The sequence below is a fragment of the Neobacillus sp. GCM10027624 genome, from assembly GCF_042675345.1.
Taxonomy (GTDB): Bacteria; Bacillota; Bacilli; order Bacillales; family Cytobacillaceae; genus Neobacillus; species Neobacillus cucumis_D.
Genome location: NZ_JBHTHD010000002.1, coordinates 520499 through 544393, shown reverse-complemented (window position 1 = coordinate 544393; position 23895 = coordinate 520499). Strand labels below are relative to the sequence as shown.

The 23895-nt window shown below is 35.9% G+C and carries 23 protein-coding genes, 1 pseudogene and 1 riboswitch; of the genes and pseudogenes, 16 read left to right on the top strand and 8 right to left on the bottom strand.

From position 1 onward, the window contains the following. Positions 1–14 precede the first annotated feature (14 nt). From ACFQZ9_RS02610 to ACFQZ9_RS02595, 4 genes are all read left to right on the top strand, one after another. A complete protein-coding gene (locus ACFQZ9_RS02610; RefSeq protein ID WP_498942193.1) occupies positions 15–434 on the top strand; it encodes a GNAT family N-acetyltransferase in 420 nt (139 codons plus the stop codon). 468 nt (positions 435–902) lie between these two features. Beyond that, positions 903–2441 carry a phosphoesterase gene (locus ACFQZ9_RS02605; RefSeq protein WP_498942192.1) on the top strand — a complete coding sequence of 513 codons (1539 nt, stop codon included), beginning with the start codon at positions 903–905 and terminating at the stop codon, positions 2439–2441. Between the two features lie 108 nt (positions 2442–2549). Further along, positions 2550–3605: a HupE/UreJ family protein gene (locus ACFQZ9_RS02600; protein WP_498942191.1), complete on the top strand. Its 1056-nt coding sequence runs from the start codon at positions 2550–2552 to the stop codon at positions 3603–3605. Positions 3606–3711: 106 nt separating this feature from the next. Beyond that, positions 3712–4068 carry a GIY-YIG nuclease family protein gene (locus ACFQZ9_RS02595; RefSeq protein ID WP_498942190.1) on the top strand — a complete coding sequence of 119 codons (357 nt, stop codon included), beginning with the start codon at positions 3712–3714 and terminating at the stop codon, positions 4066–4068. 397 nt (positions 4069–4465) lie between these two features. Here ACFQZ9_RS02595 and ACFQZ9_RS02590 read toward each other — a convergent pair. Continuing rightward, positions 4466–4768, bottom strand: a pseudogene (locus ACFQZ9_RS02590) (transposase); the annotation flags it as partial. Next, positions 4769–5863 (bottom strand): low temperature requirement protein A, encoded by a 1095-nt coding sequence (locus tag ACFQZ9_RS02585; protein ID WP_498942189.1) that lies wholly within the window; start codon positions 5861–5863, stop codon positions 4769–4771. 270 nt (positions 5864–6133) lie between these two features. Here ACFQZ9_RS02585 and ACFQZ9_RS02580 point away from each other — a divergent pair, with 270 nt between their 5' ends. From ACFQZ9_RS02580 to ACFQZ9_RS02555, 6 genes are all read left to right on the top strand, one after another. Then, entirely contained in the window at positions 6134–6691 is a 558-nt protein-coding gene (locus ACFQZ9_RS02580) for an NADPH-dependent FMN reductase (protein WP_498942188.1), read from the top strand. Between the two features lie 185 nt (positions 6692–6876). After that, positions 6877–7521 carry a hydrolase gene (ycaC, locus tag ACFQZ9_RS02575; RefSeq protein ID WP_498942187.1) on the top strand — a complete coding sequence of 215 codons (645 nt, stop codon included), beginning with the start codon at positions 6877–6879 and terminating at the stop codon, positions 7519–7521. A gap of 276 nt (positions 7522–7797) precedes the next feature. Continuing rightward, positions 7798–8316 carry a metal-dependent hydrolase gene (locus ACFQZ9_RS02570; RefSeq protein ID WP_498942186.1) on the top strand — a complete coding sequence of 173 codons (519 nt, stop codon included), beginning with the start codon at positions 7798–7800 and terminating at the stop codon, positions 8314–8316. Positions 8317–8597: 281 nt separating this feature from the next. Beyond that, on the top strand, positions 8598–10268 hold the full coding sequence (locus tag ACFQZ9_RS02565) for a ribonuclease J (protein WP_498942185.1): 1671 nt from the start codon (positions 8598–8600) through the stop codon (positions 10266–10268). A 190-nt stretch (positions 10269–10458) separates the two neighbouring features. Continuing rightward, a complete protein-coding gene (locus tag ACFQZ9_RS02560; protein WP_498942184.1) occupies positions 10459–10842 on the top strand; it encodes a DUF1259 domain-containing protein in 384 nt (127 codons plus the stop codon). A 313-nt stretch (positions 10843–11155) separates the two neighbouring features. Continuing rightward, positions 11156–11509 (top strand): hypothetical protein, encoded by a 354-nt coding sequence (locus ACFQZ9_RS02555; protein ID WP_498942183.1) that lies wholly within the window; start codon positions 11156–11158, stop codon positions 11507–11509. 157 nt (positions 11510–11666) lie between these two features. Here the strand turns inward: ACFQZ9_RS02555 and hpaB are convergent, their stop codons facing one another. Next, positions 11667–13112: a 4-hydroxyphenylacetate 3-monooxygenase, oxygenase component gene (hpaB, locus tag ACFQZ9_RS02550; RefSeq protein ID WP_498942182.1), complete on the bottom strand. Its 1446-nt coding sequence runs from the start codon at positions 13110–13112 to the stop codon at positions 11667–11669. Between the two features lie 497 nt (positions 13113–13609). Further along, a complete protein-coding gene (locus ACFQZ9_RS02545; protein ID WP_498942181.1) occupies positions 13610–13801 on the bottom strand; it encodes a Spo0E family sporulation regulatory protein-aspartic acid phosphatase in 192 nt (63 codons plus the stop codon). Between the two features lie 372 nt (positions 13802–14173). On the opposite strand from ACFQZ9_RS02545, the gene ACFQZ9_RS02540 reads away from it, so the two are divergent. Both ACFQZ9_RS02540 and ACFQZ9_RS02535 read left to right on the top strand, forming a co-directional pair. Then, entirely contained in the window at positions 14174–14416 is a 243-nt protein-coding gene (locus ACFQZ9_RS02540; protein ID WP_498942180.1) for a hypothetical protein, read from the top strand. Between the two features lie 159 nt (positions 14417–14575). Then, positions 14576–15010, top strand: a complete 435-nt coding sequence (locus ACFQZ9_RS02535; RefSeq protein ID WP_498942179.1) for a hypothetical protein — start codon at positions 14576–14578, stop codon at positions 15008–15010. Between the two features lie 516 nt (positions 15011–15526). Here ACFQZ9_RS02535 and ACFQZ9_RS02530 read toward each other — a convergent pair. Continuing rightward, positions 15527–15817 (bottom strand): GNAT family N-acetyltransferase, encoded by a 291-nt coding sequence (locus tag ACFQZ9_RS02530; protein ID WP_498942178.1) that lies wholly within the window; start codon positions 15815–15817, stop codon positions 15527–15529. Positions 15818–15848: 31 nt separating this feature from the next. Further along, positions 15849–16064, bottom strand: a complete 216-nt coding sequence (locus ACFQZ9_RS02525) for a (4Fe-4S)-binding protein (RefSeq protein ID WP_498942177.1) — start codon at positions 16062–16064, stop codon at positions 15849–15851. Between the two features lie 651 nt (positions 16065–16715). On the opposite strand from ACFQZ9_RS02525, the gene ACFQZ9_RS02520 reads away from it, so the two are divergent. Both ACFQZ9_RS02520 and ACFQZ9_RS02515 read left to right on the top strand, forming a co-directional pair. Continuing rightward, positions 16716–17174: a DinB family protein gene (locus tag ACFQZ9_RS02520; RefSeq protein ID WP_498942176.1), complete on the top strand. Its 459-nt coding sequence runs from the start codon at positions 16716–16718 to the stop codon at positions 17172–17174. Between the two features lie 416 nt (positions 17175–17590). Then, positions 17591–17998 carry a hypothetical protein gene (locus ACFQZ9_RS02515; protein WP_498942175.1) on the top strand — a complete coding sequence of 136 codons (408 nt, stop codon included), beginning with the start codon at positions 17591–17593 and terminating at the stop codon, positions 17996–17998. Positions 17999–18320: 322 nt separating this feature from the next. On the opposite strand, the gene ACFQZ9_RS02510 is transcribed toward ACFQZ9_RS02515, so the two are convergent. Further along, complete coding sequence (locus ACFQZ9_RS02510) at positions 18321–18479, bottom strand: hypothetical protein (protein ID WP_429742756.1); 159 nt, start codon at positions 18477–18479, stop codon at positions 18321–18323. Positions 18480–19128: 649 nt separating this feature from the next. Here ACFQZ9_RS02510 and ACFQZ9_RS02505 point away from each other — a divergent pair. Further along, entirely contained in the window at positions 19129–20334 is a 1206-nt protein-coding gene (locus ACFQZ9_RS02505; protein ID WP_498942174.1) for a Ger(x)C family spore germination protein, read from the top strand. Positions 20335–20762: 428 nt separating this feature from the next. Here the strand turns inward: ACFQZ9_RS02505 and ACFQZ9_RS02500 are convergent, their stop codons facing one another. Continuing rightward, positions 20763–20951 carry a gamma-type small acid-soluble spore protein gene (locus tag ACFQZ9_RS02500; RefSeq protein WP_498942173.1) on the bottom strand — a complete coding sequence of 63 codons (189 nt, stop codon included), beginning with the start codon at positions 20949–20951 and terminating at the stop codon, positions 20763–20765. 281 nt (positions 20952–21232) lie between these two features. After that, positions 21233–21372: riboswitch (cyclic di-AMP (ydaO/yuaA leader) on the top strand. 220 nt (positions 21373–21592) lie between these two features. Between ACFQZ9_RS02500 and kimA the strand changes: the two genes are divergently transcribed. Beyond that, entirely contained in the window at positions 21593–23500 is a 1908-nt protein-coding gene (kimA, locus tag ACFQZ9_RS02495; protein ID WP_498942172.1) for an APC family permease, read from the top strand. The last annotated feature ends 395 nt before the right edge of the window (positions 23501–23895 follow it).

Here is a 23895-nt window from a genome sequence, read left to right as displayed (position 1 = left end):
TAGGGGGAGTATAAATGGATATAGAAATTCATAGTGATTTCGCCAATGCAAATCTTGATGAAATGAAGGATGTTTATGCTTCTGTTGGGTGGACGAAACATACAAACGCGATAATTAGACATGTCTTCGAAACAAGTAATGTCGTAGCCTTAGTAAAGGTCAATGGAAGAATTATTGGGATTGGCAGAGGGATGACAGATGGCGTTTTTAATGCCGCAATTTATGATGTAGTGGTTCATCGAGATTTTCAAAGGCAAGGAATAGCTAAAAAAATTATGGAGTTTTTATTGGATATGCTTAGAAATGTTTCTTGTGTACAGTTAATATCAACAACTGGTAATGTAGGATTCTATCAAAAACTTGGATTAAAAAAGCTGAAAACAGGAATGGGAAGATATTTAAATCCAAGTCTAAGTCACGAGTATTTAGAGTAATTTTCCTTGTTCAACTACGGGTGCCTATGTAAAAGAGGGGAATGCTGCGGTATTTCCCTTTTCTTATTGTGCTAACTGGCAGGATAGCATTCCTGTTAATCGTTAATTTTCAACTTTGAAAAAAAGGGCTCCTCAGTAAATGGAGTTTTTTTGAATTTGTAAAGTATCTTTTTTATAAACCTCTTCACAATAAATGTAGGGGTTTTTATATTTGAGCCCCTAGTTTGAAGTTTCTAAGATGGGTATTGAAAGGAACTTAGCGTTCAAACTAAATTAGTAAATTAAGGAATTCTTAACAGTGCATTAATAATAGATTTACAATTCTAATTTATATTTAAGTAGTCAGAAAGATTAAAAACTGATGAGAATTTTAATTAATTTTTAATCAAAGAATGAGAGCAGTTTGTAGTTAACTCTTCTTATGCTCAATGATTAATATTGATTTGAATTTAAAGGGGGAAAATGAACATGAAATCTCGGTTCAAGAAAAAGGCTATACCATTAATAGCAACGACAGTTCTCGCAACCACGGCTATTACAACCCAAACTTTATTTAATGACGGTGGTAATCAAAGCGCTAAAGCACAATCATTATCAAAAGAAGAAGTGAAAAAGAATGGTGCATCATGGCTTGCAGGTGACCACCATGTACATAGTGAATGGAGTGTAGGTTGGGACAATTCAACCAATCCTCCAACTCCAATTAGGGGTGGGGATGCTATCTATCCAATCTCTAAAAATGCCGAAAATGGTAAAAAGTATGGACTTGATTGGATGATGACAACAGATCATGGGGGTCCTAACCATTCCAAGGTCAACTTAGAACAAGCTTATCCTGAATTAGTAAAATCCCGTGCAGCTGTTCCTGAAGTTCTTCAATTCTATGGAATGGAGTTAGACACACCAGCAGCTGACCACAGCACTCTAATGATTCCAAAAGGTGAAAAGGAATCACAAGTGCTTTATGATCTTGAAAGCAAGTTTAATTCCCGTGAGGCTTATCCAAATGACCCAAGCCGTAACACTGAATCAAAAATGATTGAAGCCCTGAATTATATGAAACAAATGGATGAGCTTCCAATTTCTATCGCTCATCATCCATCCCGTTCAGCGACAGGTGTTGGTGCATGGGGACAAGATACTCCACAAGAGTTCCGTAATTGGAATGATACAGCACCAAATATCTCTATTGGAATGGAAGGAGCTCCTGGACACCAAGCAGGTGCTATTAATCCAGATGGCTCTCTTGACCCTAACGGATCTCGTGGTGCTTACTCAAACGCAAACGCACCAACAATGGGTGGATTTGACCAAATGACGGCTATCGTTGGCGGTTTATGGGATTCGATGCTAGGTGAAGGAAGACACTGGTGGATTACGGCTACTTCTGACTCACATGTTAACTGGCGTGATGGAGGAAGTGACTTCTGGCCTGGTGAATATTCTAAAACATATGTAAAAGCAGAGAAAAATTATCAAGATGTAATGGAAAACCTTCGTAAGGGTAATGTATTTGTTACCACGGGTGACCTGATCTCAGAACTTGATGTTAAAGTACAAGCTGGAGGCAAATCACCATTGCATGCAGAGGCAAAAGGAAATACAGCATCCATCGGTGAAACACTTGCACTTCCAAGTAAGAAATCTGATGTAACAGTAACAGTTCGTATCAAAGATCCCAACACTGCGAACTCTCACGGAGATAAGCCAAATGTTCAACGTGTCGACTTAATCATGGGAGAAGTTAAAGGAAAAGTGGAAGACCGCTCAACTGCCTCAAATCCTACAACCAAAGTGGTGAAGCGTTTCACAGAAAGTGATTGGAAAAAAGACGGTGAATACATCACCATTACTTATACTTTAAAAGATGTGGACAAAGATAGCTATATTCGTTTACGTGGCACTAACACTGATCAATTAGAGCCAGTCAAAGATCCTAAAGGTGAAAATCCTTGGAATGATCTTTGGTTCTATTCAAACCCAATTTTCATCAAATCAGATAAATAAAGGGGTAAAATGAAAAAATGACGAGGGGGTTTTAAAAACTCCTCGTCTTTAAATTATCTTATGTTAAGACATATTTGAAAGAAAACAAAAGAAATGGACGTGTACATAATGAAAAAGTTATGGTGCTTTATTTTTCTCCTATTACTTTCATTTAGTTCTTTCCTTCCTTCCCCAGCATTTGCTCATACCAACAACAGTGAAGGTTTTTCTACCATTGAAGTTAAAAACAATTCATTGGATTATGAATTAAAGCTTGATTTGGAGGAGTTGGGACATTCCCTTAATAAGGCTACGGATCAAAAGGAGTTAATTGACCATAAGGTATTACAGCATTATATCAATTCCCATATCAAGCTTTATGCAGACAGCGAATTGGTTGAGGGTAGCGTATTAGAAACGGATATAGAGATGATCAAGGAGCGTCCGTTTGCCGTTATAAACTTAGCATATAAAACAAACCATAAACCAGAAAAACTAGTAGTGGAATATAATATGTTTATGGATGATTCCGACCCAAGTCATGCAAATTTTGCAACAGTAAAAATGGACGGGAAACAACAAGAAAAGATTTTGACATTCGAATCAAGGGAATTTGAGATTGGTAAAATAAGTTTCTTGCAGAATGCCACACAGTTTTTGATGCTTGGCTTAAAACATATTTTTACAGGTTATGACCATATTCTATTTGTCATCAGTTTGCTTTTTGGAGCAAAAACGATTCGGCATATTCTTTCCTTAGTTACAGCCTTTACAATTGCACACAGTATTACTTTGGCTTTGGCAACTTTCGATATTGTTCACCTCCCAACCAGATTTGTAGAATCTGCTATTGCTTTAAGTATTATTTATGTAGCACTTATGAATATTTTTAATCAGGACTCAAAACACCAGCCGTGGCTTGCCTTTGCTTTTGGGTTAATCCATGGATTCGGATTTGCAGGAATTCTTTCAGAAATGAGATTAGATACGAACCACATGGTTACTTCACTTGTATCTTTTAATATCGGGATTGAAATCGGTCAATTATTAATCGTTTCTGTAGTATTTCCGCTCATTTTGTGGATTAAGAAATTAACCCTAAAACCAATTAAATGGGTCATCCCTGGTACCTCAGTGGCCATATTAGCATTTGGAATGGTATGGTTTATTCAACGAGCTTTTTAAAAAAGGATCTCTTTGTAAATAGAAACAGTTAGCTTGGCGAATAAACGCCAAGCTATTCTTTTGACAAAAATTAACATATTAGTAGCCCCTGAAAGGAGAGAGAACGGTGGATAAGAGCAGGCGTAAGGAATTAAAAGAGGAGTTTAATCAAATTAAGACCTATATGGGCATATATCAAATTAAAAACAAGGTTAATGGAAAAATTTATGTTGATAGCTGTCCTAACTTAAAAAACAAGTGGTTAACACTGAAAATGCAACTTGAAATGGGGAGATTCGCAAATGCTCAGTTGCAAAAAGATTGGAGTCAATTAGGGGGAGATGCATTCGTCTACGAAGTACTAAAGAAGAAGGAAGTTGAAGAAGGTACAGACAGACGCTGGCAGCTTAAGCAAATGGTAAAGCAGTGGTTGGAGAAATTACAACCATACGGAGACAGAGGGCACAATAAGCCTGCAAATTAAAGCACTATTTTAGTGTTTTTTTTATATCTTTTTTTGTGAGCAATTTTGCTTAAGCTAATGGATGCTTGAACTGAACCAAGAGTTTATAGCTGCGACTCTTTTCTTTGTTCCACTACCGGGGCAGGTTTGAGGAATAAGAAAGTGTCTAGGAACAAAACAGTTTGCCGTTGGCTACAACATTAGTTGCAAAGAAATATCTTGAAGAACTTTAACTAAGGGGTGCAAGAGTTAAATAAGATTGGGCTACTGCGGCAGTCTTTCTTACGATTAGTCAAGTATTTTGGGGAGGATTTAAGGATTATTTATGCCCTGGCACGGGGATTTTTGAGTATACTTAATAAGCCTAGCTTTTACCATTTTTTAGCTAGGTAAGATGTATGATATTATATTGTTAACATTACTTACTAGCTGCCAACTGGTAATTGTAATGAAGGTCGTGTGTAATAAGGTAGAAGAGGCACTTCAGTAACTTATTTACACAGGCAATAGACGCAACTTTATGAGGTTGCGTTTTTAATTTGTCATAATAATCCACGATATGATTTTTCCCAAAACGTCGCTGTCGGATCATATTTTGAATAGTAAAATAAAGTATTTTACGCAAGTGACTATTACCACGCTTATTGATTTTATCCTTATAAAATAACGTACCTGATTGAAACCGTCTAATGTCAATACTAGCGTAGGCATTGAGTTGCTTTTAATTAGAAATTGTTAGTTTAGTAAAGATAATAAAAAACAAGGTTAATTCTGCTATTATCAAAATATTTGGTACAACAATAATCAAATTAATAATAAAAAAGACGGCTAAAATTCCTAAAAATAACCCTAAATGATAAATTTTCAATCGGTGGTGCACATGTCTATATTGATGGAAAACAAAGGTAGTTGACAGGAAATAGAGCAATACAGCTCCAAAAACAAAAATTAGGATAAATAGGTAATGGACCTCACGTAAAAACAATAGTCTGATAGATGCTGCAATCATGCTCAAAGACATTAAAATAAACAGATGACCATAAATAATGATTTGTCCGGATGTTTGTAAAGACTTGTCGAGTTTCTTCTCCAAGTTATCGAAATATTGCCACCACATCGATATAATCAGGATAAATGAAATGATCGCAAAGCCTATTGAATCCCAGTTTCCTTGTGTAGGCTGAATGACCGCAAGTGTACTAATAAGAGCTTCCCCAAAAAGAATAATGGTAAATAAACCAAATCGCTCTAATAAGTGAGCCGTATTTGTGGGAACCTTTACTAAGCATTTTCGTCCAAGCACCGGGACAAAGATATCAATAAGGATTCCCGTATACAACACAGCATATCGAACCCAAGAATCAAAAAAGACGGACAATAATGAAATGACGATTCCAATCCAAAAATATTTTCCCAAAAAGAGGGCTGCTTGTTTTCGAACTCCCGTTTCTACACGTTGGACAATAAGATACTGGATCGCAGTCACTGCTCTTAAGCCAATATATCCAATTAAAAAAGAAAGATAATAAGGATCAAAATCAGCTGATAAACTTGATGTCATAATGAGTACAAAAAACATTTGCAGAATTAAAAAGATACGTTGATGAAATAAATCTTTTCCAAACCGGTTAATAAATATGGTTTGCCCTACCCAAGCCCACCAGATAGGGATAAAAATTAATATAAACTTTACTAAATACTCTGCATGGATATGACCATCTTCAACATGAAGTAATACATGCGTCGCAGCCGCAACCGCCGCCGCAAATAACAAATCATAAAAAAGTTCCAACCACGTCACTTTCTTTTCTTCCATTTCTGCACTCCCTCCAATTCTTTATAGTTACTAGTATGATAGGAATATATGGTAATTGGAAGAGGAAATAAAATTATCACAGAACATTTTCCATAGATTGGAAAATATGTGCCGATTAATAAGAAAAATAAAGAGAAATCTTACATCCTAGATTTTTTGTAATCAATACTTCATTAAGTTAATAATCTGACAAAATTAGGTATAACGTCACTTCTTCTGTTTTGGGATATTATGGTAATATGAAAGTGATTTTAAACGAGGAGGAAATGTATGACCAAGACCATCGGCCTTATATGTGGTAGTTTACGTAAAAACTCTTATAATCGAATCATTGCTCAAACCTTAGCAGAGCTGGATGATTCTAATCTATTTCGTTGGATCGAGATTAATGATCTGCCTTTGTTCAACGAAGACCTAGAAATAAGTGTTCCAGAAACAGTGACATCATTTAAATCTGCGATCCAGGACGTTGACGGTATCATTATTGTAAGTCCAGAGTACAATTCTGGGATTCCAGGCGTATTAAAGAATGCATTGGACTGGGCCTCAAGACCTCGGGAATCCGCTGTTCTTATCAGAAAACCGGTTGGTTTAATTGGTGCAACTCCTGGGGGATTAGGTACTGCCTTTGCTCAATTGCAAATCAAACAAGTACTAGAGGCCATGCAGGTTCATGTTCTTCCATTTCAAAAAGTGTTGATTTCCCAAGTACATAAAAAGATTGATCCTGATCAGAAAGTCCTTACAGACGAACAAACAAAACGTTATCTTCAAAAATATTTAAACCAATTTATTCATTGGATCGATCACATTCCAGCTCTAGATTAATTGAAAAAGTCCTAGCTTTTTCAATCATTTTTATTAAAGTACTACAAACGCATTATGATTTTTTAGAAAACGAATTCCAATCATCCGCTCAATAATATTGGGTCAAACGAAGGAGTTTAAATCTATTTTCCAATCTATGAATCTTCTTCGATTACTTATACCTTAATTAAAGGGAGGACAATAAAATGTCTGATTTCTATTCTCGCCTTAATAAAGATGAAGCTGCTGTTCTTTTAGTTGATCATCAGACCGGCCTTATCTCCGGTCTTGTGCGTGACTATGGTGTTGATGAATTCAAGAACAATGTTATGGCTCTTGCTAACACTGCTAAGTTTTTTGATTTACCAGTTATTTTAACAACAAGTTTTGAAAACGGGCCGAATGGGCCACTCATGCAAGAATTGGTTGAACTTTTTCCTCATGCGCCAAAAATAGCTCGTCCTGGACAAATTAACGCATGGGATAATGAAGATTTTGTCAAAGCAATCGAAGAAACTGGAAAAAAACAACTGATTATTGCGGGAGTAGTAACAGATGTTTGTGTTGCATTTCCTGCACTTTCCGCTGTGAACGCTGGTTATGAAGTATTTGTTGCAACTGATGCTTCTGGAACATTTAGTAAACAAGTAGCGGATGCGGCATTAACACGTATGGCCCATGGTGGGGTACAGCTTCTGAACTGGTTTAGCATAGCGTGCGAATTACAACGTGATTGGCGTAATGATGTTGAAGGTTTTGGGGCTTTAATTTCTAATCATCTTCCTGGTTATCAAAATCTTATTGGAAGTTATAGGGGAGCTCAGAGAGATTTCAGCAAGCAGGCTAACTAGAATAGCAGCTCATTTATAACTCACTTTTTCCAATATAAAGTTTCTGGCTTATTCAAGAAAAGCAATGCATTTTTTTCGCATTGCTTTTTTGTATCCCTTTATAAAAATACTTCCTACTAAGCTCTTGCATTAAACTCAAATTTCACAGCGGATATTAGATTAACGAACAGTGTAGGTGAAAAGGATTTAAAGGAAATGATGTAGAATTACATATTTTTAGACATTTCATTTAGTTAGCCAAAAAAATTACAAGGGACTTTATAGGAGGAAGAGTAGATGGATATGAAATATCCAATTGGAAAATTTCAATTTAATGGTGAAATTACTAACAACATTACAAAGGATTGGATAAATGAGATTGAAAGTTTACCAAGATTATTACGAGATGCTGTAAAAGACTTAGATAATGAACAGCTTGATACACCTTATCGTTCAGGAGGGTGGACTGTTCGACAGGTAATACATCACCTTGCGGATAGTCATATGAATGCCTATTGTCGCTTTAAATTGGCCCTTACAGAAGAAAAGCCTGTAATTAGGCCCTACGACGAAACTAAATGGGCGGAGCTTTCTGATTATAAATTACCAATTGATATTTCACTATCTCTGCTCGAAGCATTGCACCATCGATGGAAAAACCTTTTACGTAGTCTAAGTCCAGCTGATATGGAAAAGACATTTATCCACCCAGAATCGGGTGAAGTTTCAGTAGGTAAAAATATAGGAATCTACGCTTGGCACGGGCGACATCATCTTGCACATATTACTTCTTTGTGTAATCGTAAGGGCTGGTAATGGACTTTGTGTTTTGTGTACGATTACACCGCAACTTTTGATTTCCTTGGATTTACCACTTTTGCGCTAGGAGTAAACAAGGGGAATTTCGAGTAAAACGGAGGACAAGCAAGAAGAAAGTCCAAGCTAAATTACCCAAGTTATCAATGTTGTAGTCAGTATTTTTAGGAAAAGACAAGTTTAGAGTCCCCTTTTTTTTTAAAACTCGAGCATTCTACCCACTGATAAAGGGAAACCCAAAGGGCATACTAAGATTATATTTAAAGTGGGAGGATATAAATTTGAGTACGAAAGAGAATGCATTATCTATCTTCGCCTTAGGCGGCTTGAATGAAATCGGAAAAAATATGTATGCAATCGAATATTCAAACGATATCGTGATTATCGACTGTGGCAATAAGTTTCCAGATGAAAGTTTATTAGGAATTGATTTGATTATTCCTGATATAGCTTTCTTAGTAGAAAATAAAGATAAAGTTAGGGCTTTAATTGTCACACATGGACATGAAGATCATATCGGGGGGATCCCGTTCTTCTTAAAAAAATTGAATGTACCCGTTTATGCCACACGCTTCACATTAGGATTAATTGAAATCAAATTAAAAGAACATAAACTACTAAGAGAAAGCGAACTTGTTGAAATCAACTCAAATTCAAACTTGAAATTCGGAGAAATGAGTGTAAGCTTTTTCAAAGTGACCCATAGTATTCCTGATTGCTTGGGAATGGTCTTTCATACACCAGAGGGGAATATTGTACATACGGGGGACTTTAAGTTTGATTTAACCCCTGCGAATAATGAGCATTCGGATATTCATAAAATGGCTGAAATCGGTAAAGTTGGGGTCTTGCTTCTATTGTCTGAGAGTACCAATGCAGAACGTCCTGGTTTGACTCCGTCGGAACAAATGGTAGGTGAACAGGTAGAAGCAACTTTCATGAAAGCCGAACGCAAAGTTATTTTTTCTACCTTTGCTTCAAATATTAGTCGCGTTCAGCAAGTCGTGAATGCAGCGCAAAAAACAAATCGAAAACTTGTGTTACTTGGACGAAGTATGGTTAAGGTCATAGCGGTTGCTATGGAACGTGGTTATTTAACAGTTCCTGGTGGAATGTTAATTGACCCACATGAAATCAATGAAATGGCTCCTGAAAAGGTGGCCATTTTATGCACGGGGAGTCAAGGAGAACCATTGGCTGCACTTGCCCGCCTGTCCACTGGAAACTTTCGCGGTGTTGACATTTTACCTAAAGATACGGTTATCATTGCAGCAGGTCCAATACCCGGGAATGAACGAAATGTAACAAGTATCGTCGACAACTTTTTTGCACTTGGAGCCAACGTAATTTATGGATCAGGAAGTACATCTGGAATGCATGTTTCTGGCCATGGTTATCAAGAAGATTTAAAACTAATGCTAACATTAATGAAACCAAAATATTTTATTCCCATTCACGGTGAATTTAGAATGCTGCACCATCACCGTTTGTTAGCTGAATCCGTTGGAGTAGAGCAAGGAAACACGTTTATCATCAGTAATGGCGATGTCGTCGATATTGAACATACCATTGCCCGTCACACTCGGAAAATACCGGTTGGAAATACTTACGTAGACGGGGGAGATGTCGGTAATGTTGGGGAAATTGTGTTACGAGACCGCAAACAGCTTTCAGAAGATGGAATGCTCATGATTGTTTTAACTATGAGCAAAGCGGAAGGAAAACTGATTTCTGAACCCGATACCTTTTCTCGTGGATTTGTAGATAGAGATTTCACGGAGCTACGAAGAGACGTTAGTCAACTTACTACAAAAACTGTTAACGGGCTACAAGAAGCAAATAGAAACCAATGGAATGTAATGAAAAAACAAATAAAAAAGTCAATACGACAATATGTATATTCACATACTAAGAAAAAGCCAATGATAGTTCCTATACTTATTGAAATTTAATAGGGGAAGTTTTTAAAAAATGAATTTATTGATCTTCCTTAATCGGGCGCATTTCTGTAAAAAGAAATGGGCTCTTCATAATGAATTGAGCCTTACACCGTAATTTTTTATTACAAAATAGATACCTATCCGTTTCGGAACTATTCATTTATTCAAATCCTAGTAATACTAGGTAAGGAGATGAATAGCTGTGTCTAATGATGAATTAATTTGTCAAGAGTTTGCTAGAATTATTGGTGGACAAGAGGGTTTTGCGGGCGGAAAATGCGTGGCAACCATAAATCGAAATGAAGTCCAGGCAATAATTTTAGGAAAACCTTTTAGAGTAACCTCTTCTTTCTCATTTGAATCAAGAGATAATCTGACTGGACGAGCATTGTGCCTAGGTAGGGTAGCACTCTTGCAAAGAGAAGTCGAGTTTTTTGTTGCTTCCATTCTTAAACAAGGAATAATAGTTTCTTCCATACACAATGAGTGGTTTTTTGATACTCCGAATTTGATTTACGTTAATATCGAAGCTGTTGACAATCCATTAGATTTTGCAAGGAAAGTCAGTAGAGCATTAAGGAGCTAACGGTTCCAAGAGTTGTAGATCGATGAATGGACCTGCAGCTCTATTTTCTTATTGAGCTAACAGGGCAGGATAGTTTAAGTACGCGTCTAGCACTTGTCCATAAGCTAACTAAGAAAAAAAGCCGAGAGCATCAATCCCCCGACCAAATTTATTATATCAACAAAAGATCGTCCTCATCTGGAAATTTGCACCAAACATAAATCGGTCCTCAATCCGCATATGTCATATAAAATTTGAGGATTCAGGACGAATACCCAAGAATTTATCCCAAAAACGCATATGCTCTAAGGAAAACGAAATGAGGAGGATAAAAGTGATTCCTTATAATAATATAAATTATATTTCTCATTTTCCGATTGATGAAAGAATTGGTTTAGGTGGACCAGGCTCAGGATTTGGTTTTTCACCAGGGCTAGGTTTAGGTGGACCAGGCTCAGGGTTAGGGTTTGGACCAGGACTTGGCTTTGGTGGACCTGGCATTGGAACTGGTTTTTATCCTGGTATTGGCTTAGGCGGACCAGGCTCAGGGTTTGGATTTTCACCAGGGCTGGGTTTAGGTGGACCAGGCTCAGGGTTTGGTTATTATCCAGGACTTGGTTTTGGCGGACCTGGCATTGGATATGGCTATCCGTACCCATATCACCACCATCATCATTACCATTATTAAAAATTGTTGATATAAGAGTTCAAATCTAATAGTAAGTTTATATAAAACAGGCGTTTAAACAATAAGTAAAAACGCTTGTTTCTTCTGGGGAATAGTGAAGGTTTATGGATTTATGGCTGGAGGTTACTGAATAATAAAAAATTGGGTGCAGAGATTTTTAACTTTTTAGATTTAAAAATTTGCTTATTTCTCCAACATGTTTATTTTTTAGATAATTTCGGTTTAAAATACTGGATAATCGAACGGGATCACCAAAAAAATATCTTTCGTATTGGGTTTGCCTTGTACCAAATGAACTCATCGTCAGATCCCATGCTAATCGGAATAGTTTAACTCGATCCTCGGCATTCATACCAGCTGCTTGAAGATATTGATCCAGTTCAACTCTAATTTCAGAATCAAAGGCTTTTTCGGTTGGCAATGAAACCATTCCACTGGCTCCAATCAATTGGATAATTTCTGTGAATCGGGGATAAATTTTCGGAAAAATGTTACTCGCTACTTGTAATGGGATGATACTCGGACGCATAAATCCCGATTCATCCAATTCTGCATCATTTTCCGACTTCTCCACTAGTGCTTTCATGGTTTCAAGTCCAATGATGATTTCACAAAGTTTTTCTTGAACATGCTGATACTCACCTACATTAATTGTTTCGACAAGGAGTTGTGCCACTCCAAGAATAAATTCTGTTTTTACAATTTGTCTGGTTACGACTTGATGGTAGGCGAATGGGTAAAAAGAACTTTGAAGTAGGAAGTCAGTAGCTGCATCAACATTGTCGTAATAAAATACCCGATCCCATGGCACTAAAACATTGTCAAAGATAACGATTGAATCCATTTCTTCATATCTTGAACTTAAGGGATGGTTAAAAGAAGATTCTCCCCCGACATAAGATTCCCTGCAAATAAATTTTAATCCTTTTGTATTGGAAGGAATGGAAAATGCGAACGCCTCGCTTGGATCAAAAAACACCCTCGGAGCAGAAAAGACTAAAACCTCATCCGTTAAACCTCCTTGAGTTGCAAGTAAGCGGGCACCCTTTATAATTAATCCTTTTTCATTTCGATCGACAACCTTAGCGGAAATTGGCTCATTCGAAAATCCTAAATTGACTTGGGAACGATTGACCTGTGGCGTGATAAAGGTATGGGTAAACGAGAGGTCGTGTTCCATTGCTCTTTCATACAGGCATTGAATATTTGCAGGAAAACAATTTTCTCTATCTTTTAAAAGGATCGATGAGGATGCAAAGCTCATAACAACAGTATTCATATAATCAGGACTTCTTCCCATCATTCCATGAGAGTGTCTTGCCCAATGTTCAATCATTTTTCTTCTTTTTATTAAATCCTCTTTCGTTTTAGGCTGTAAATAGGAAAGTCCAATAGGATCTTCTTTTTCTGGCAAATAGAAAGTCATCTCATCTTTTATGCTTGGATGAGTTTGCAAATCATAAAGGGAAGCTTTAGCTGCAACAATTCCTTTAAAGGCAGGATGTTCGGAGATATTCCCCTTAATTTTTTCTCCATCAAACCAAATTTCATTTTTCAGTCCATTTAAACGTTGAATAAAAGTATTTCCGTCTATGGTCCCCATCTTGAACATTCTCCTTTTGTTTAAAGAAGTACTGGCTAAGCTAGTATCATTTTATTGATTAACCTTCTGGCTTGTTCCTATTGGAAAAGCCTTATTTCACAATATTCCAAGTGCGATAGTTCAGGATGGATTACTGCGACAATCCCTTTTTTTATTCGGCTTACGGTCAAGAACTAGTTTGTGAAAAGTTCTACTTAAACAAACGGGTGCAAGAGTTAAATAAGATTGGGTTGCTACGGCAGCCTTTTTTGCTTGTTCCACTTTCGGGCAGTTTAGTTGAACAAGAAATTTATGATTAACGTCCCAATTGATGAATAGTGTGAAGTAAATAAAAAAGCGCCAAAATGACGCTTTCAAGGAAAGTGAAAAAATAAGGTTGTGGTATGAACTAATAATTTATTTTATGTAAATAAGAAAATAAGGAAAAGGACAAGTGCTTACAATAAAATATTTTAAGAATAAAAAAATCAGGAAACTCCTGACTAAAACTTGCAAATTCAGGAAGTAGTATTTAATTCATTTTTATTAGAAAAATGTTTCATATGTAGATTTAGTACGGTATCTAACTCTTGGCTGCATCTCAATGTTTCATAGCTATTAATACCTGTACCTTTAGCAAGGTCAATCATTTTCTTTTTTAATATATCAATCTGATTTAACAGTAATGATTCACATGATTCTTTATTCATAATGGGTACTTACTCCTAGTAAAAAATTACTTATAAAAATCACACGAAAGCAATTATAAGAGGATTTTCTAAAAATAGAAATAGTTTCGACAAAAGTTGTCAGAAAACGACAAGAAATATGTCGCCCTATGAAGAAACTGTGCTACAAATAAGAAGGTGCTTCTTTAACTAACGGGTGCTTGAAATTAAGAAGGGGAGGTTGCTGTGGCAGCCTTTTTTATTGAGCTAACGGGGCAGATAGTTGAATAGGCTCATGAATCAAAACTGTTTAACTTTCGTCAATTATTTGTGCCGAGACTAAGAATATAACTTTACCGTATTGAGATTATTAAGGTATAAGAAACCAAAAGAGACTAAGAAAGGAGAAGTAAAATGGCTAGAGGGATTTTGCAAGATATAGTTACAGTGTTCTCAGCGAATAGTCACATTAACGAAACCCCATATGTGGAAGTTAAAGTACCAGACGGTTATAAAGTTATCGGTGGTGGAGGATGGGTGGAATATGTTGCAAAACCTTTAAATGAAGGAGGAGATGCTGGTTGTCTTCTTACAGGGTCATATCCTACAGACGATCTTAAAAAATGGGTGGTTTGCAAGAGCAAGTCAAATCCATAGCTATAATAAAATCCATGCCTATGCTATTGGATTGAAAGATCCCAATAATGAATGGGATGTCCGATTGTGGACAACCACATCAGATCCAGCAATTCCCAATCCTTGGGGTACAGTAACTATAGACTCAAGCTATAGCCTCACCTGTGGTGGTGCACGAACGTGGCCATTAGAGCTGCTGCAGGAAATTTTTTGTACGAATCGTATCCCCTTAGTAATGATACTTGGAAAGCCAGCGCTAAAGACCATTTTGTTTCTGATCCAGCTACAATTGACGTTTTTGCAATTGGTCTTAAACCAAATAATTCAAATATAGCGATAGCATCACAAATTACTAGTGATGTAGGTCCTACTTCTGATTTTCCCTCAGCACAAGTGAATGCATTCCGTGATTTTATCATTACTAGAGGAGGCGCTCAGATTTATTCCGGTAGTGGTTATGGAAACCTTTTTACTGCTAGCAATCCAATAGTTGATAATACGGTACAAATATGGAGAGCTGACGGGAAAGCCCATATGGAGCATAGTCCTGGAACATTAACTGTTTATGCTATTGGGCATTTTGCGTTTCCCGTAATTCCTATACCTACACCATAAAAGTCTTACCATCGATAATAACAGGTAATTTTGAAAAAAGCGAAATCAAATGCATTTGTGAACGATTGCACTTAAGCTTACGGGGGCAAGAGTTAAAGAATGGGATGGCTGCGGCGATCCCATTTTCTTATTGTGCTAACGTGGCAGATTAGTTGAAGTATGATCTTTCACAAGGTAATGAGGAGTTTATTGAGAACTCTTATTATACGCACGCCTATGAAGGAAAGATGCGTTTTTGGAATGCTGCAATGGAATACGAAGACACCAGAAGGTTAAGGCAATTGTTTAATGTCCAATTATAAATAAATCAATAAAAACACCGATTTGATTGTCGGTGTTTTTATTTAATCTCTAGGCATTTTAAAAAATTGGTTGTCTCGTTATCGTGGCTTCTTCACTGGATCTCTTATACTAATTAGCAGTATGCCCTGATTTAGTGATAAGTCTACTTGACCTTATTTTTTTGTACAGTTAAGTGTAGCAGATCAGATTCAACGCATATATAATAAAATGGCATCAATTTGCTAGTACACCTTGATACTCTTCCTTACTTTCAAGAATACTTTTTGCGTAAGGACATACAGGAATAATATATAAGTTTTCATCTCTTGCATATTCAGCTATCTTGTTTACTAATTCTTTGCCTAATCCACGACCATTATGTCCCTCGTATACAACTGTATGGCTTACAATAATTAAATTTCTTCCATTTACATCTTTTCCGCTTGGGATAAATTGAATTCTTGCAATAATTTCATTAGATTCCTCAATATAGAATTCATTTTTGCCCATTTTAATTTCCGTCATTTCCTTATTCTCCCAACTATTTTAGTTCTGTTTATTTTTGCTCATAAGTAAGTGCTCTGCTTGGACAACGATCAATCACTTCCATGACTTTTTTAGCTGTTGCATTCTGTGGTGATACCCAAGGTTTATTCTGGGTATTGAATACACTTGGCAATCCCTTTACACATTCAGCTGCATGTTTGCAAATATTGGGTTTCCAAAATATTTTGATACCTTCAGCTTCATAAGTTTTAATATTTTCGCTCATAATATCCTCCTTCTAATTTTTCTGTGGGAATAATAATTTTAAATTACTCTTAATTCTTCCTCTGTTCTAAATTTCACAAAACTGTATGATGGTTTTTTACTAACAAACGAGCCACTTAGTAGCAGCATGATAAATTTTTGAAAAACAATATTAATTTAATAGTACTTTATGTTATGAGGAATCTCCAACATAAACTCCATATTTTCATGTTTTTGCCAATGTTTTTCATCAAAATGGTAAATGTTAGTTTTTGTCAGAGTTATTCCACAATCATTCAACTTATTTTATGAAACCTAAAAAATGACTAGTGGAAAGTACCTTGTGAAATGTTTCACTTGAACTAACGGGGCAGGTTAGTTGAATAAAAAAAGGACTGACTATTGTTTAGTCAGTCAATTTGACCGAAGGTGCTTCCTTCTCGTCTACTATATAGTATGCAAGTGATGGAAAAGCGGTTTATAAATCTATGAATTGATTGATAGTTTTTTACTACTATTTTCATTGGCATCCTTATGTGAATTAGGACACCATTTCTTCTTCAACAAACGGGTAATGCTTTTTTTATTTAAACTAAAGTTTAGTGTAAGAAGGGATATTAATGTCTTTAGACGAATATTGTTTTTTAGATACATATTGAAGGGGTGAAGGCGTGTGGAGGATATAATTAATGGATTAAACCACTGGATACAAACATTACCGAAGGTATATAACTCAATGTCAGAAACAGAAATATCAAATCGCCCATTACCAAATAAATGGTCCAAAAAAGAGATTTTAGGACATCTATGCGACTCTGCAATAAATAATATTAATAGGTTTATAAAGATTCAGTACGAAGAACAACCATTTGTTATCCAATCATATAATCAAAACCAATGGGTAATACTTCAGAATTATCAAGAAAGACCACTTGATGAGATATTAAACCTTTTTTTAGCATTAAATAAGCAAATCATAAATACTATATCGAATATTCCAAAAGAGAGATTATCAAATCTTTGTGATATAGGAAATAATCAACAAAAAACATTTGAGTGGCTCGTAAAAGATTATCTTAAACATATTGAACATCATATTAACAACCAAATCCTTATTAATAATAATGCCTAATATTTGATACTGCTTCTTTAACTACCATGAAAATAAACTTCCTCAAGATTAGAAAAATGACAATTCTTAAGAAGACCCTGCTCAATCGTTAAAAAAAAGAGTAGAGCTTAATGAATAAGTCTATGAATTGGTTGACTGGATTAAGGTCTTTATCAGTATTGACCCTTCCATACCTTTTTCATTCTTTGTGGTGAAGCGCTGATTTTTGCGCTTCATGGATGGCTAACGGGTGCATATGTTGAAGTATGGGGTTCTGCTTCGGCAGCCCTTTTCTTATTCCACGAAAGGGGCAGGATAGCTTAAATAATTATCCTATCCGCATTTGTCATATAATATTTAAAGAATCTGGACGATTACCCAGGAGTTTATCCCCAAAATGCATATGCTCTAATGTAAATTAAATGAGGAGGATGAAAGTGATTCTTAATTATAATGCTTATAGTCCAACATATGAGAGGATTGGTCCAGGTCATGGTCCAGGTCATGGTCCAGGTCATGGTCCAGGTCATGGTCATGGTTTTGGTGGTCCAGGTATAGGAGCACCTGGTTCTGGTGTTGGTTTTGCTCCAGGTCTTGGTTTAGGCGGACCAGGCTCTGGTGCTGGTTTTGGTCCAGGTCTTGGTTTTGGTGGTCCAGGTATAGGAGCACCTGGCTCTGGCGTTGGTTTTGCTCCAGGTCTTGGTTTAGGTGGACCAGGCTCAGGTCTTGGTTATTATCCAGGTCTTGGTTTTGGTGGCCCAGGCATTGGCAGCTACCCATACTATTATCCATACCCATACCCATACCCATACCCATACCCTTATCCATCGTACCAGTACCATTAATAAAGAATTTAGAGCTTTGCCTAGTTGCGTTTCTACAACGAGTAGAAACGCTTGTTACTTTTTCACAATTTCTCTTAAACTACCCGTTACATCTCAACTTTGTGAAGGATTACAGTTAAAGTAACGTGTGCTATAGTTGAATAAATATTATTGAAGACGATTCCGCTTGGAAATCGTTTTTTTTTGATTTAATGGTGTCATAACTCAAAAAGTAAAGCCCTCGAATTCAACAGAAATCCGAGGGCTTTTTACAACAACGTATTAACTATTATGTTACATTAATTTACTCAATTTTTTAAATTAATAAATCGTGGTAAGAATCCTAAACAGCAGCGATTGCTAAGTAAGAATCGTTGAAATAGATAACCTCTGAAAGGATTTTGTTACCCTGAATTTTCTCGAAAGTTTCTCTTGCTTCTCTTTCTGTGTCAAACTCAAACATTCTAGTATGTTCTTTTGAATGTACAGTAATTACCCACATTAAATAAATCCCCCAATTAAAAGATAAATTTATACTCCCGTGTTTTGTGAATGGATAAGTGACTTTAGAAGCAATTGAAGTGAATAGGAGTATGGTTATTTCTAACAAGGACGATTATAACATCTTCATATCCTTATGGCGATTGTAATTGTTACAATTTATTGACATTTTTTGTATTTCAAGATTCATACTTTACCCAGATTCACTCTACTGGAGCAGACAATTGATATTCCACAAACTGGCCAGATTGTGGAATAACATATTAAATTGTGTCGTGAAGATTGTGAAGAAATGTACTTAAGCTAACGGGGCAGGTTAGTTGAACAAGCAATTTATGATTAACGTCGCATTTGATATAAATAGCGGCGTAAGAACATTTAATCAAGCTATTTGTAAAGTGAAAGTAAAATTATTAAATTTTAATACCTCAAACAGGCATAACTCCGTTATAAATTTAGGAAGGAGTTTAAAATAGTTGTTTAATTTTTGATTTAAAAAGCTTCACCACACTTAAGATATTGGGATAATTTGGTCATTTTTGGACAATCTACTTTATATGAAAAAAGAAATAAAAAATAGCTAAAAATAGCAAGGACAAGACCAAATTATATCAGGGCTCACCACTAATTCGGAACGAAAGGTAAAAAATATGAAAAAGTGTTTGTTGATTGTTCTCTTATTGGTTATGTTCCTTCCAATCGTCAGTGCTTGCTGGAATCAAAAAGAGCTGACAGATTTAGCATTTATCATGGCGTTGGGTATTGACAGGGGAAAGGATAAAAAGTTTCACCTTTCGGTACAGATCGTGAATCCTGGAAATGTATCAACGGGACAGACCGGTGGTGGTCAAGGATTACCGATTGTCGTATATAAAAGTGCTGGTAATACCTTAACAGAAGGTGCCAGAAATTTAACAAAGCAAATTTCCCGACGGCTCTATTATGCACATACGAATTTAGTTGTCATCAGTGAAGAAGTAGCTCGAACAGATATGCTTGATATATTGGATGCTTTGGACCGCGATCCGGAATTCCGAACCACAACTGAATTAGTGGTTGCAAGAAACTCATCAGCAGAGGAAATGATTTCTACCCTGTCACATCTTGACAAGGTGCCAGTAACTAAAATCACAAAAGAAATTAAAGTAACGGAAAAAATGCTGGGGGAAAATTTGCACATCACAATCGATGATATCCTTGTTTCATTAGTTTCAAATGGAAAACAGCCAGTTGCAAACGGGGTTAAGTTAATCGGAAATAAAGATGAGGTGGGGAAAAGTGACTTTCTCCAAAGAACGAAGGCTGATACGATAGCAATGGTTGATGGTCTGGCCATTTTCAGAACTGGAAAATTGAAAGGTTGGGTTGATCAAAAAGACGCCCGAGGAGTTGTTTGGATATTAGACAAGGCTGAAAGCACAGCAATTAATGTAAATTGGAATGGAAAAAAAAATGCCTTATCCATTGCTCCGATTCGATCAAAAACGAAGGTCTCCACAATGATGAAATATGGAAAACCTGTTATCAATGTGCATATTGAAAACGAGGGATGGGTTAGTGAAGCGAATACTGATATCGATTTAGCAAATCCGAAGGTGATAAAAAAAATTGATCAAAAAGTTGAAAGCGAAATTAAGAAGGAAGTAGAAGATTCAATAAAAGCAGTTCAGAAGAAAAAAAGTGATGTGTTCGGCTTCGGTGAAGTTATTCACCGTACCTACCCGATGTACTGGAGTAAAATAAAAACGGATTGGAACAATCGATTTCCTGAGCTTCATGTTAATGTCGTCGTTGATTCCTATGTACGGCGTGAAGGAATACGAGTAAATCCGTTCTGGGATAACTTAACAAAGTAACCATTAGTAAGGGGAAAGAAATACTGGTTTAAAAGCGTCATTGAACATCTTTTCCAACTGTAATTTTAAGACCTCTTTTTAAAAAATTTAAATAACAAAAGTTCTATCCGTAATATGTATTAACTTAGTTCGCACTACGAAGATATTGTGTAATTATTGAGGTACTTGTTCAACTGACGGGTGTAAGAGTTTAAGTAACAGTCTGGTCAGCCCAAAATGTACGATAATCGAATTTTAAAATTGAAGGAGAACGAAATGAAATTCCCAAAGGATTACGATGGACAATTTTAAGAGACTTATTTGTAAGTGATATAGACTTTAGCAAGAAACGCAAAGTGGATTTTTATTTTGTACTTCAAACCTCAAAAAAAGTTCATAAAAAAGACACCCCCTACCGGGCGATAAGAGGTGTTTTATAAAGTCACAAATTAAGAGTTTTGGTTGTTATTTTGCCGGGATTGTTGGTTTTGTCGTCTTACCTCTTGTGCATTTGTTTCGCTAGCAAATTCTGTTCCGAATTGACCAGCTCCAGCTTGAGCAGATTGAGCATTTTGCTGTCTAACCTGTTGGGCGTTAGTTCCAGCTGGAGTTTTGTTTGGTTGTTGATTGTTAGCCATAATAAATCACCTCCACGACAATAATATTTACTGAACATAATTTTATTATCCTAAAAATTTTAAATTGCTTTACAGCATTTTTCACTTACTATGGGGAACAGTTTGATGTGGATTTTAAATAAAGTTTAATCAAAAGTCCTGTATTGATACATAGAATTTTTTTGTTCCAAAGATTGTTGAAGAACCCTTGGTGAAAAAGAAATTGTAAAGGAATGTAATTAAAGTATAAATTCGCTCTTTACAACTTTCATTCTTGGGAGTAATATCTTCTTCATAGAAAACTACATATCATGCCTAATCCCATTAGGGAACGGAGGACCCATTTTTTTGGGGTTAATTCTACAAAATATGTAGAAGGGATGTTTAACTCTTTCGCCATCCTACCCGTCAGCTAACTTCGTAGGCCAAAGCGAAGGAGGTCAAAGACCACCTTTTGAAGGGTTTCTTTTTTGTGTTTATTCACAATAAAAGATCTTTCATTTTTTAGGTCTTTTTTTGTTTGTATTTTTTTAAGGGGGCAAAATAAAGTTGGATAGATTTACATTAAAAGAATCTAACAAAAGTCAATTATCATATGGGGACTAACTAAAATTTTCATTTTAGCTCAAAAAATAGTTGTTACCACCAAAGGAGAAAAAGAAGTGACACATCCATCTCATTTTATTGAATTAGCTTTAGCTATTATTGCACTAATAGCTATTTGGGTAGCCTTTTCCAATTTTAACAGTGTTAAACGTATATTAATTGGCAGACCTATGCGAACTGCGGAATTAAATGCAACACATAATAAATTGATTTGGTATATAGCCCTGCCAATCCTTTCAGCAGACTTATATTCATCTGTCGCGTATGGTCCTGAATCTGGCATAACGGAACTAATTAGTTTAGGAAATCAGGCAAAGTGGTTTATTGTACCTATAACTATATCAACCATTGTTTTATTGGCAATTTTAATCGTTTCCTACATCATGGGAATCCTTGCATATCCGAATGGTGGTGGTGCTTACGCAATTGCAAAGGATAATTTCAAACAAAAGTGGGTCGCTTTAATTGCTTCAAGTGCGTTACTTGTAGATTATATCTTGACAGTAGCTGTATCTGTATCAGCTGCATTGGAAGCAGTATCCTCAGCTTATTCAATTGTAGTACCTTACGAAACGGTTCTTGCTATATTTTGTGTGTTTATCTTATTAATGGTGAATCTTCGAGGGGTTGCTGAATCAGCAAAAATCTTTGCATGGCCAACATTAGGGTTTATGGCTTGTATGTTATTGCTAGTATTTACTGGCTTTTTCAACGAGGTTACACATGGTTTTGTCCAGTCGAGTACACCGCCATTTGGAACATTCCCAAAAGGTTTATCTGTTTTACTTCTATTAAAAGCTTTTAGTTCAGCTTGCTCTGCTTTAACTGGAATCGAGACGATTTCCAATGCAGTTCCTGTATTCAGAGAGCCACAACAAAAAAGTGCGATTAAAACGTATATAGCGTTAGGTACAGTTACATCTGTTACTTTATTAGGGTTTGCCTACCATTTGTATGTAAGAGGTATATCCCCAGATCCAAATAATACAATGCTTTCTCAATTAACGGAGTATTATTTCGGACACGGTATTTTATATCAAATCATTATCTGGTTTACTTTTATTGTTCTTATTCTTGCAGCCAATTCTACGTTTACTGGTTTTTCGCAATTAGCTGCTATTGTTGCAGCTGATGGTTTTTTGCCGCGTGGACTTACGAACAGAGGAGACCGATTAGGTTATTCTAATGGGATTATTATGTTGGCAGCTACTGCGAGCTTACTGATTATCGCCTTTCATGCTCATACGAATGCATTAATACCTTTATATGCTATTGGAGTATTTTTATCTTTTACAGTTGCTCAATTTGGCTTAGTGAAGCGGTGGAAACGTGTAAAAGGGCCTCGCTGGAAATTAAAACTTTGTATTAACATTATTGGTGCTGTCATCACTACTATTGTTGCTTTAATTTTTGCAGTAACTAAATTTACGAGTGGAGCTTGGATTGTTCTTATTGTCATACCAGCTATCATAATTTGTTCGTTAGCAATTCATCATCATTATCAAGACATAGCAAATGAGTTAAAGATTGACCTAGAAACAATTCGACCTGAAACTAGAAAAGTGGTTACAATTGTTCTTGTTTCAGGAGTGCACAGAGTCGTTCAAAACACTTTATCTTTTGCAAAGAGTGTGAGTGATGAGAATTTATTAGCATTATTTGTAGGATTTGACGACAAGTCAATTGAAAAAATGGAGGAAAGATGGGAAAAGTGGGGTAACCCATGTCGTTTACTTACATTAAAAAGTAAATATAGATCAGTATTAGAACCTGTATCACGATTAGTAAGAATAATTGAAGAAAAGGATGAAAATACACTTATTCAAATTGTGATACCGCAATTTATTCCGAAAAAATGGTGGCACAATTTACTACACAACCAAACAGCATTGCTACTTAGGCTATGGTTGTTTAGACACAAGGATGTAATTATTTCAACTGTTCCATATCATCTTAAAAAGTAATAAATGGTGTTGGGTACGATAAAAAAACTTCTATTTAAAATATGTTAAATTCAAAAAGTGTAATTTATTCCTTATATAACTCAAGATTTAAGTTGGGTTGCAACTGCAGCCCCATTTTCTTTATGTGTCAATATGGTGTCCCCAAGGTGACTCAATACACTTTTATCTTATCAAGTAAAAGATTGTGAATTCAATGTAGTTTTTGTTCCAAGAGGATAAACAAATCTTAAATTTCATAACAACACTACTGTATATAAGAAATCCTAGTTTAAAAATACTCGACGTTCATTTAAAAGAATGTTACTCAACTTATTCAATTTACAAGTCTAATGATGCTTGGGCTTTTTATATTATTAGGATGTATAAATAAAGGATTGGTGAAAAGTAACAAGGTT

Bases quoted from the DNA above. Each gene is read 5' to 3' on its own strand.
- ACFQZ9_RS02610 (WP_498942193.1), top strand. From the start codon at position 15: ATGGATATAGAAATTCATAGTGATTTCGCCAATGCAAATCTTGATGAA.
- ACFQZ9_RS02605 (WP_498942192.1), top strand. From the start codon at position 903: ATGAAATCTCGGTTCAAGAAAAAGGCTATACCATTAATAGCAACGACA.
- ACFQZ9_RS02600 (WP_498942191.1), top strand. From the start codon at position 2,550: ATGAAAAAGTTATGGTGCTTTATTTTTCTCCTATTACTTTCATTTAGT.
- ACFQZ9_RS02585 (WP_498942189.1), bottom strand. From the start codon at position 5,863: ATGGAAGAAAAGAAAGTGACGTGGTTGGAACTTTTTTATGATTTGTTA.
- ACFQZ9_RS02580 (WP_498942188.1), top strand. From the start codon at position 6,134: ATGACCAAGACCATCGGCCTTATATGTGGTAGTTTACGTAAAAACTCT.
- ycaC (WP_498942187.1), top strand. From the start codon at position 6,877: ATGTCTGATTTCTATTCTCGCCTTAATAAAGATGAAGCTGCTGTTCTT.
- ACFQZ9_RS02570 (WP_498942186.1), top strand. From the start codon at position 7,798: ATGGATATGAAATATCCAATTGGAAAATTTCAATTTAATGGTGAAATT.
- hpaB (WP_498942182.1), bottom strand. From the start codon at position 13,112: ATGGGGACCATAGACGGAAATACTTTTATTCAACGTTTAAATGGACTG.
- ACFQZ9_RS02545 (WP_498942181.1), bottom strand. From the start codon at position 13,801: ATGAATAAAGAATCATGTGAATCATTACTGTTAAATCAGATTGATATA.
- ACFQZ9_RS02540 (WP_498942180.1), top strand. From the start codon at position 14,174: ATGGCTAGAGGGATTTTGCAAGATATAGTTACAGTGTTCTCAGCGAAT.
- ACFQZ9_RS02530 (WP_498942178.1), bottom strand. From the start codon at position 15,817: ATGACGGAAATTAAAATGGGCAAAAATGAATTCTATATTGAGGAATCT.
- ACFQZ9_RS02525 (WP_498942177.1), bottom strand. From the start codon at position 16,064: ATGAGCGAAAATATTAAAACTTATGAAGCTGAAGGTATCAAAATATTT.
- ACFQZ9_RS02510 (WP_429742756.1), bottom strand. From the start codon at position 18,479: ATGTGGGTAATTACTGTACATTCAAAAGAACATACTAGAATGTTTGAG.
- ACFQZ9_RS02505 (WP_498942174.1), top strand. From the start codon at position 19,129: ATGAAAAAGTGTTTGTTGATTGTTCTCTTATTGGTTATGTTCCTTCCA.
- ACFQZ9_RS02500 (WP_498942173.1), bottom strand. From the start codon at position 20,951: ATGGCTAACAATCAACAACCAAACAAAACTCCAGCTGGAACTAACGCC.